Below are 7440 nucleotides of genomic sequence, written 5' to 3'. Positions count from 1 at the left end.
CGCGTGCCGAAATAGCGGTCGCCCGCATCCCCGAGGCCGGGCACGATGTAGCCGTGCTCGTTGAGGCGCTCGTCGATCGCGGCGGTGAAGACGGGCACGTCCGGATGGCGGGCGCGCAGGTTGGCGATCCCCTCGGGACAGCTGACGAGACAGACGAAGCGCAGCGTGCGCGGCCGCTGCGCCTTGATTCGATCCAGCGCCGCCACGGCGGAGTTGCCGGTCGCGAGCATCGGATCGACGACGATGACGTCGCGCGCTTCGAGGTCGCGCGGCATGCGGAAGTAGTACTCGACCGGATGCAAGGTGTGTTCGTCGCGATACAGCCCGACATGGCCGACGCGCGCGCCGGGGACGATGTCGAGCATGCCGTCGAGCAGGCCGATGCCCGCGCGCAGGATCGCCACGAGCACGACCTTCTTGCCGTCGATCTCTCGCCCCGTCGCCGCCCCGACCGGCGTCTCGATCGCGACGTCGCGCAGCGGCAGGTCGCGCGTGACCTCGTACGCCATCAGCGCGGCGAGCTCGCCGAGCAGGCGGCGGAACTCGATCGTGCTCGTCTGCTTCTTCCGCAGCAGGGTCAGCTTGTGCTGCACCAGGGGATGCCCGATCACCTGCACGCCTGCGTCCATCCGTTCCCCTCCTCCGTCGCGCGGTGCCCGAACGATAGCGCGTCGGCGCCCGCGTGGGGCACTCCGACGCCGGCTCGCCCACGACGGACCCGCCGGCGCGGACCTGCCTGATAGAATTGGCGATCCTCCTTTCGAAACGGCCGCGCGCGCGGCCGCCAATGCGCATGGAAAACAGTTTCGAGCCCGGCCTGATCGAATCGAAGTGGTACGCGATGTGGGAAGCGAACGGCCTGTTCAAGCCGGCCGCGAGCGGCGAGCCGTACTGCATCCAGCTGCCGCCGCCGAACGTGACCGGCACCCTGCACATGGGCCATGCGTTCCAGCAGACGATCATGGACGCGCTGATCCGCTACCACCGCATGCGCGGCTACCGCACGCTCTGGCAGGGCGGCACCGACCATGCCGGCATCGCGACGCAGAAGATCGTCGAGAACCAGCTCGCCGCCGAAGGCACGACGCGCCACGACCTCGGCCGCGAGGCGTTCGTCGAGCGCGTATGGGCGTGGAAGGAGCAGTCGGGTTCGACCATCACGAACCAGATGCGCCGCCTCGGCGCCTCGGTCGACTGGTCGCGCGAACGCTTCACGATGGACGAAGGGCTGTCGGCGGCGGTCCGCCGCGTGTTCGTGCAGTGGTATCGCGACGGCCTGCTCTACCGCGGCCGCCGCCTCGTCAACTGGGACCCGGTGCTGATGACCGCGGTGTCCGACCTCGAGGTCAACAACGAGGAGAAGGACGGCTCGCTGTGGTCGATCCGCTACCCCGCGAGCGACGGCGGCGAAGGCCTCGTCGTGGCGACCACGCGTCCGGAAACGATGCTCGGCGATGTCGCCGTCGCGGTCCACCCCGATGACGAGCGCTACCAAGCACTGATCGGCAAGACGCTTAAGCTGCCGTTGACCAGCCGCGAGATCCCGGTCATCGCCGACGATTACGTCGACCGCGAGTTCGGCACCGGCTGCGTGAAGATCACGCCCGCGCACGATTTCAACGACTGGCAGATCGGTGCGCGCCACGGCCTCGAGCCGATCGTCGTGCTCACGCTCGATGCGAAGATCAACGACGACGCACCCGTCAAGTACCGCGGGATGGACCGCTTCGTCGCTCGCAAGGCCGTGCTCGCCGATCTCGAGGCAGCCGGCCTTCTGGTCGAGACGAAGAAGCACAAGCTGCAGGTACCGGTCAGCCAGCGCACCGACGCGGTGATCGAGCCGATGCTGACCGACCAGTGGTTCCTCGACCTCACGCGCGACACGCTGCCGGACGGTCGACCGGGCGGACGCAAGGCGATCATCGAGCCCGCGCTCGCCGCCGTTCGCGACGGCGAGATCCGCTTCGTGCCCGACAACTGGGCGACGACGTACAACCAGTGGCTCGAGAACATCCAGGACTGGTGCGTGAGCCGCCAGCTCTGGTGGGGCCACCAGATCCCCGCGTGGTACGACGAGCAGGGCAACATCTTCGTCGGCGAGGACGAAGCGGACGCGCTCGCGCATGCCACGACGAGGCCGGTCGGCGCGCTGCGCCGCGATGACGACGTGCTCGACACCTGGTTTTCGTCCGCACTGTGGCCGTTCTCGACGCTCGGCTGGCCCGGCGAGACGCCCGCGCGCGCGGCCGAGTGGGAAGAGTTCAAGGCGTTCGTGCCGAGCGACGTGCTCGTCACCGGTTTCGACATCATCTTCTTCTGGGTCGCGCGCATGGTGATGGCGACGCAGTACTTCACCGGCAAAGTGCCGTTCCGCGAGGTGTACATCAATGCGATCGTGCGCGATGCGGAAGGCCAGAAGATGTCGAAGTCGAAGGGCAACACGATCGACCCGCTCGACCTCATCGACGGCATCGAGCTCGAATCGCTGGTGAAGAAGTCGACCGCATCGCTGCTGATCCCGCAAGTGCGCGAGAAGGTCGAGAAGCGCATCCGCAAGGACTACCCCGACGGCATCCCCGCGGTCGGCGCCGACGCGCTGCGGTTCACCTTCGCTGCGCTCGCGACCTATGGCCGCACGATCAACTTCGATCTCAAGCGCGCCGACGGCTATCGCAACTTCTGCAACAAGCTGTGGAACGCGACGCGCTTCGTGCTCATGAACGCCGGCGACGCCGCGCAACCCACCGCGTCGGCCGCGCCCGCGACCGAGGCGGAGCGCTGGATCCTCACGCGCCTGTCCCGCACGCTCGACCAGGTCGAGGCGCACTTCGCGAGCTACCGGTTCGACCTGCTCGCGCAGGCGCTCTACGAGTTCGTCTGGAACGACTACTGCGACTGGTTCCTCGAACTCGCCAAACCCGCGCTCGCCCCCGCGGGGGCGTCCGCGCCGGGCGCCGGCGCCGCGGACGCGGCGGCCTCGACGCGTCGCACCCTGCTCGTCGTCCTCGATGCGGTGCTGCGCGCATTGCATCCGATCATGCCGTTCATCACCGAGGAGCTGTTCCACGAGATCCAGCCCGCGCTCGCCGCGGTCGGTGCGACGAACGCGTCGACGCTGGGCTCCGGCGGCTCACCGGGCAGCATCTCGATGCGGCGGTATCCGCGCGCGGCGGACTATGCCGTCGACGATGCAGCCACCGCCGAGATCGAATGGCTCAAGGCGGTCCTGACCCAGGTGCGACGCATCCGCAGTGAAATGAACATCGCGCCGCGCAGGGAGATCCCGCTGCTCTACACCGGCGGCGGCGCCGCCGATCGCGCGCGTGCGGCGAAGTTCGGCGCGCAGATCGCCTTCCTCGCGCGCGCCGAGTCGCAGCGCTGGCTCGACGCGGGCGAGGCCGAGCCTGCCGCCGCGGCCGCGATCGTCAGCGACATGAAACTGCTGATCCCGCTGGCCGGACTGATCGATCTCGGCGCCGAGCGCGCGCGGCTCGAGAAGGAAATCGCGCGCATCGACGGCGAGATCGCGAAGTCGAGCACGAAGCTCGGCAACTTCGGCGAGAAGACGCCGGCGACGGTCGTCGAGCAGGAAAAGCAGCGTCTCGCCGACTTCACGTCGACGGTCGAGGCGTTGCGGCAACAGCTCGAGCGCTTGCGCAGCTGAGTGCCCACGGGACGGCCGACGGCACGGCGGACTACGATGGCCCTCACTCCGGCGGCAGCAGCTCGATCGCCATCACGAGTGCGTCCTCGCGCCCCTTCTTCGCCGGGTAATAGTTCGGCCGGCGGCCGAATTCGTTGAAGCCGATCGACTCGTACAGCGCGATGGCACGTGGGTTGGACGGCCGCACCTCGAGGTAGACGCGCTCGGCCCGCTGCCAGCGCGCGATGTCGAGCAGGCGCTTGACGATGCGACGTCCGTAGCCGCGCCCGTGCAGGCCCGGCAGCACGCAGACGTTGAGCACGTGGGCCTCGCTCGCACCACTCGACAGCACGCCGTAGCCGACGATGGCGCCGGCGTCGACGAGAACGATGCACTCGTAGGCCGCGCGCAGGCAGTCGGCGAAGATCGCGCGGCTCCACGGAAACTCGTAGGCGAGCGCCTCGATGGCGGCGACGCGGTCGAGGTCGTCGGCCTGCATGCGACGAAACTCGGGTTGTGCCTGCTTGAGGATCGCGACCACGATCGATGCGGCGCCACCGCCCACCTTCCGGTACCGCCGGAAGCCGACCGCATCTTGCCATGAAAGGCGCGTGTGATCGCTGGCCGGGCACGCGCCGGGCGGCGCATGCCTACCGTTCGTCGCCGCGCGACGCGCGAGCGCCCGCCCGCCGTACCTGGAGCAGCGGCCGCGCGATGCGCTTGAGTTCGCTCCACAAGGCGCGCTTCGCGTGCGCATCGCCCGCGAGCAGGCCCGGCTCCGCCGTCACGACCCAGCCGATCTCGCGTTGGCGCTGGGCGCTCAACGCCGCCCCGGCGGCGCGTGCGCGCGCATCGCCGAACGCGACGAGCGCGCTCGCCGAAGCGAGCGCCGCCTCGTCGACGACGTCGATCCGCACGCAGTCGACCCGGGCGAACGCGAGCGCGCGCTTGACGCCGTCGAGCAGCGCGGCGGCGCGCGCGCCCGACGCTTCGGCCAGCAGCACCACGCCGCCGGCGTTCGGTACGGCCGTCGCCGCGGCGGTGGCTGCGGCCATCGAGGCGGCGACCGGCTCGACGCAGGCCGCGCGCGCCGGTCCACGCGGAAGGTAGACGTCGATGCCGATCTCGGCGAGGCGACGCAGGTCGGCGTCATCCATGCCGCGAACCTCCGCGCTGGCGCAGGTCCGCGTGGAACTGCGCGTAGATGCGATCGAGCGCGGCACCGTAGGCATCGACGGTCGACTTGATGTCGTTGCCTGCGGCCGCCTCGTCCGCGCGGTAATAGTCGTCGACGATCGGCCGGCCGTCGCGGCCGTCCGCGCGCAGCTTGAGGGCGACCACGGCGCTCCAGCCGCCGTTGGCGGTCGGCACGCGGTCGAAGCGCAGGATGATGCCGCTGACGCGGATCGCCGCGTTGCTCGCAGGCAGTTCGTCGGTGACCTGGGCGGCGATCTTCGACGCGCGCAGCTGCGCGATCAGGCGCCGCTGCAGGATCCGTGTCGGCGGATCGGTCCACAGCTGGTAGTGGTACTGGCGCAACTGCTGCGCACCGGGGTCGAGCGCGTAGATGAGCGACTGGTCCGCGTAGAGGCCGTCCGCACCGAACGCATCGACGACGATCGGCTCGTCGAACAGCGGCGCCGACGCGACCTCGAGCGGCTGCGCGCGCGGCAGGCGGAAATAGGTGAAATCGGGCACCGTCGGTGCTCCGCACCCGGTCAACGCGAGCGCCGCGAGCAGGAGGGCCGGCAGGATCGTCGTCGATGTCCTCATTGCGGCTCTTCCTGCAGGTTGTCGGCCTTCGGCGCGAGGATCAGGCGATTGGGATGGCTGCGGATCTCGCGGCTGAACTCGTCGAGGTTGCGGCTCGACGACTCGAGGTGGTGCGTGATCACGTCCATGCGCGCCGACAGCGCGCCGAGCACGCTCGCGAGGTCCTGCACCGCGCTGCGCACGTCGGGCCGGTTGTCCTTCGCGATGCCGGCGAGGTCGCCGAGCGCCTGGTCGAGCGTCGCGCGCGTCTTGCGCAGTTCCGCGCCGAGGTTCCTCACCTCGCCGAGGATCGCGCCGACCGCGGCGCGGTTCTCCGGCTTGAGCAGGTCGTTGATCGCATCCGACGCATGGTTCGCGCGCTCGAGCAGCGCGCGCGTCTGCTCGAGGATCAGCGGCGTGGTCTTGTCGATCGTGCCGGTGATCGAATCGACGCGCTGCGACAGGGTCTGGATCAGCGGCGTGATCTGCGTGCGCGTGAGTTCGCTGACCTGGCCCGCGAGCTCGTTCATCGCGGCGAAGATGTCCGCACCTTCCACGCCCTTGAGTTCGCCGCCCGGCGCGAGGGCTTCGCGACTCGAACCCTCGTGGATGCCGATCGAGACGTCGGCGAGCAGGCCGCTCGATTGCAGGCGCGCGGGACTGTCGACCGGGATCGGCCAGTCACGTCGGACCGACAGCACGACCTTGTAGCGCGTGCCCTCGGCGCTGCGTTCGGGCGTGACCGCGCCCACCTGGCCGATGCGGTAACCCTCGTAGAACACGGGTGCGCCGTAGCGGAGCCCCGTCACGTTGCGGTAGCGCACGACGTAGTCGGCGCTCGCGACGCCCTTGCCGGTGATCAGCGCGAGCGCGACGAGCAGCAGCGCGATCGCACCGACGACGACCGCGCCGACCAGCGTGTAGTTGATGGTGTCGCGCTTCATCGACGGCGCCCCTTCGCCCATGCCTGCATTGCAGCCTTCCTGTGGGAGCGGCGGAAGCCGCGATGCTCTTCGTCGGCGTTCCGCGGCACAAGCATCGCGGCTTCCGCCGCTCCAACAGCGAATCCGCGCATTCTAGACTTCCTCTTCGGTCAGCCGCTTGAGGTACGCGTCCGCATCGACCTGGACCTCGCGCGGGCGCCGGTTCAAGAGGTCCTGGATGCGCTCGTTGTCGCTCGCGCGCACCGCGGCGACCGTGCCGGTCGTGAGGATGTTGCCCTGGTCGAGCACGGTGATCGTGTCGGCGATCTTGAACGCGCTCTCGAGTTCGTGCGTGACGACGACGATCGTCATGCGCAGCGCGTCGCGCAGGCGCAGGATCAGCTCGTCGAGCTCGGCCGAGACGACCGGATCGAGTCCCGCCGACGGCTCGTCGAAGAACAGCAGGCGCGGGTCCATGACGATGGCTCTGGCAAGGGCGGCGCGCTTGACCATGCCGCCCGAGAGCTGGCTCGGCATGAGGTCCTGGAAACCACCGAGGTTGACCACCTCGAGCTTGAGCCGGCTCATGATGCGGATCGTCGACTCGTCGAGCGTCGTGTGTTCGCGCAGCGGTAGCGCGACGTTCTCGCCGACGGTGAGCGAGGTCAGCAGCGCGCCGCCCTGGAAGGACACGCCGATGCGCTTGCGCACGTCGAGCAGCTCGCGCTCGCTCGCCTCGCCGAGGTCGACGCCGAACAGCTTCACGCGCCCCGACTTCGGCCGCTGCAGCCCGAGCAGGTGGCGCAGCAGGGTGCTCTTGCCCGAACCGGAGCCGCCCATGATCACGCGGATCTCGCCCGCGTTGACCGCGAAGTCGACCCCGTGCAGCACGCGCCGGCGGCCGTACCAGGCTTCGAGCTGCTCGACTTCGATGAGCGGGACCGGGTTCACCGAATGCTTCTCCCGCTTCTTGCCTCTGCGTCTGCGCGCAGGAGCGCGCCGCTTTTCCGGGGCCCCTTGCAGCGGCGGTGGGCGACGGACGGATCAGCCCGCAGGGGCACGCGCAGGATGCGCGTGCGTTCGCCGTCGGCACATGGACGTGCCGTCGGCGAATCCCGGCCG

At 69.6% G+C, this 7440-nt stretch carries 7 protein-coding genes; 1 reads left to right on the top strand and 6 read right to left on the bottom strand.

Annotation, left to right across the window (positions count from 1 at the left end; translation table 11 throughout):
* The coding region (gene upp / locus VI238_RS15290) for a uracil phosphoribosyltransferase (RefSeq protein ID WP_331652889.1) at nucleotides 1-629 on the bottom strand (629 nt) is incomplete at its 3' end.
* A gap of 164 nt (nucleotides 630-793) precedes the next feature.
* Here upp and VI238_RS15285 point away from each other — a divergent pair.
* Nucleotides 794-3664: a valine--tRNA ligase gene (locus VI238_RS15285; RefSeq protein ID WP_331652887.1), complete on the top strand. Its 2871-nt coding sequence runs from the start codon at nucleotides 794-796 to the stop codon at nucleotides 3662-3664.
* A 43-nt stretch (nucleotides 3665-3707) separates the two neighbouring features.
* Here VI238_RS15285 and rimI read toward each other — a convergent pair whose 3' ends face one another.
* From rimI to VI238_RS15260, 5 genes are all read right to left on the bottom strand, one after another.
* Complete coding sequence (rimI, locus tag VI238_RS15280) at nucleotides 3708-4142, bottom strand: ribosomal protein S18-alanine N-acetyltransferase (RefSeq protein WP_331652891.1); 435 nt, start codon at nucleotides 4140-4142, stop codon at nucleotides 3708-3710.
* Nucleotides 4143-4293: 151 nt separating this feature from the next.
* Nucleotides 4294-4800 (bottom strand): hypothetical protein, encoded by a 507-nt coding sequence (locus VI238_RS15275; protein WP_331652885.1) that lies wholly within the window; start codon nucleotides 4798-4800, stop codon nucleotides 4294-4296.
* Nucleotides 4793-5416 (bottom strand): ABC-type transport auxiliary lipoprotein family protein, encoded by a 624-nt coding sequence (locus tag VI238_RS15270; RefSeq protein ID WP_331652883.1) that lies wholly within the window; start codon nucleotides 5414-5416, stop codon nucleotides 4793-4795. The genes VI238_RS15275 and VI238_RS15270 overlap by 8 nt, the downstream gene beginning before the upstream one ends.
* Nucleotides 5413-6339, bottom strand: a complete 927-nt coding sequence (locus VI238_RS15265; RefSeq protein ID WP_331652881.1) for an MlaD family protein — start codon at nucleotides 6337-6339, stop codon at nucleotides 5413-5415. Before VI238_RS15265 ends, VI238_RS15270 begins: the two co-directional genes overlap by 4 nt.
* A gap of 132 nt (nucleotides 6340-6471) precedes the next feature.
* A complete protein-coding gene (locus tag VI238_RS15260) occupies nucleotides 6472-7269 on the bottom strand; it encodes an ABC transporter ATP-binding protein (protein ID WP_331652879.1) in 798 nt (265 codons plus the stop codon).
* Nucleotides 7270-7440 lie beyond the last annotated feature (171 nt).

It is taken from the genome of Dokdonella sp., from assembly GCF_036518555.1.
Classification (GTDB): Bacteria; Pseudomonadota; Gammaproteobacteria; order Xanthomonadales; family Rhodanobacteraceae; genus Dokdonella_A.
This window is presented reverse-complemented; position numbering and strand designations above follow the sequence as displayed.

Bases quoted from the DNA above. Each gene is read 5' to 3' on its own strand.
- VI238_RS15285 (WP_331652887.1), top strand. From the start codon at position 794: ATGGAAAACAGTTTCGAGCCCGGCCTGATCGAATCGAAGTGGTACGCG.
- rimI (WP_331652891.1), bottom strand. From the start codon at position 4,142: ATGCAGGCCGACGACCTCGACCGCGTCGCCGCCATCGAGGCGCTCGCC.
- VI238_RS15275 (WP_331652885.1), bottom strand. From the start codon at position 4,800: ATGGATGACGCCGACCTGCGTCGCCTCGCCGAGATCGGCATCGACGTC.
- VI238_RS15270 (WP_331652883.1), bottom strand. From the start codon at position 5,416: ATGAGGACATCGACGACGATCCTGCCGGCCCTCCTGCTCGCGGCGCTC.
- VI238_RS15265 (WP_331652881.1), bottom strand. From the start codon at position 6,339: ATGAAGCGCGACACCATCAACTACACGCTGGTCGGCGCGGTCGTCGTC.